This is a genomic window from Bartonella jaculi (genome assembly GCF_039543045.1).
Classification (GTDB): domain Bacteria; phylum Pseudomonadota; class Alphaproteobacteria; order Rhizobiales; family Rhizobiaceae; genus Bartonella; species Bartonella jaculi.
In genome coordinates, this window is sequence record NZ_BAABIZ010000138.1 from 1 (window position 1) to 965 (window position 965).

Genomic DNA, 965 nt, shown 5'->3' on the forward strand with positions numbered 1-965 from the left:
GGTTGGGGGGAATTAAAACCGCTTGAGTATACCCTCTTACCGGTCGAACCTTTTCACGTTGCACAAGTGCCTTCAACTTTAAGTCGCTATATTTATGACGTTGCTGATATTCAACAATCTTCTCTCGATTTTATTGCTGTCCCTGCTTTGTGTGGTTTGGCTTCTCTTATCGGTAACGGAGTGCGTGTTGCACCAAAACAATATGCCAAGTGGGAAATTGTTCCTAATCTCTGGGGGGCTATTGTTGGAGAGCCTTCAACCATGAAAACACAGACTATGAAAGCGGCTTTACAACCTCTCAAGGAGTTTCAAAAGCAATGGTACCAGGATTGGGCAAAGCAAGAAAAACAGCAAGAAGTAAAAAATATTCTTATGGAGTTAGATAAACAAGAAAAGAAAAAACAAGCCCACGAAGCACTCAAAAATCAAGACGAGGAACAAGCCCTTGCTCTTCTTTCTCAAGCTCTTGAATACAAAGAAACTGATGATGATGACACTCTTAGAAAACGACGCCTTATTGTCAATGATGTCACGGTTGAAAAGCTTGGAGAATTGTTAAAAGAAAATCCCCGTGGTCTCTTAATGGTTCGTGATGAGTTATCTGGTTTTTTATCTACTCTGGAAAGAAAAGAACATCAAACAGACCGTGGTTTTTATCTAGAATCTTATAATGGAGATGATCAGTTTACTTATGACCGTATAGGACGTGGAACCATTTACATATCTCATGCAACCCTTTCGATTATAGGGGGCATTCAACCTGCACGAATTGTTCCTATCATTCGGGCAATGCACCATGGAATAAACGATGACGGTTTAATGCAACGCTTTCAGATGTTGGTATGGCCAGATGAACAAAACAAGCGAAGATGGGTTGATAGATCTCCCAATCAAGAGGCATGGGAAACCTATCAAGGGATCTTTCGTTCTCTCTATGATAAACCCATTGGCTCACCAGCACACCC

The 965-nt window shown here is 41.2% G+C and carries 1 protein-coding gene; it reads left to right on the forward strand.

All coding sequences use genetic code 11. The features are described from left to right. Positions 1 to 965: DUF3987 domain-containing protein (locus tag ABD915_RS09830; protein ID WP_345117769.1), on the forward strand; the 965-nt coding region annotated here is incomplete at both ends.